Here is a 332-nt window from a genome sequence, read left to right on the forward strand (position 1 = left end):
GACCTTGGGGACCCGTTTCTCCAGTCGGACCGGTTGCTCCTGTTGGACCGGTTGGGCCCGCCTGGCCGGTTATTCCTTGTAGACCTTGAGGGCCGGTTGGACCAGTTGGGCCGATTGGACCTTGCACTCCTTGTATCCCCTGAATTCCTTGGGGACCAGTTGGACCAATCGGACCTTGGATTCCCTGAATTCCTTGAGGACCCGTTGCCCCTGTCGGACCTGTTGGACCTTGGGGACCTTGCACGCCTTGTATTCCTTGAGGACCGGTTGGGCCTATACTTCCTTGCGGTCCCTGGATACCTTGTATTCCTTGAGGACCGGTTGGGCCTGTT

General features: G+C 58.4%; 1 pseudogene. It reads right to left on the reverse strand.

Features of this window, described 5'->3' with window-relative positions:
• Positions 1–332 (reverse strand): annotated as a pseudogene (locus MR167_RS32015) (collagen-like protein); the annotation flags it as partial.

The organism is Bacillus cereus group sp. BfR-BA-01355 (genome assembly GCF_022663675.1).
Taxonomy (GTDB): domain Bacteria; phylum Bacillota; class Bacilli; order Bacillales; family Bacillaceae_G; genus Bacillus_A; species Bacillus_A thuringiensis_S.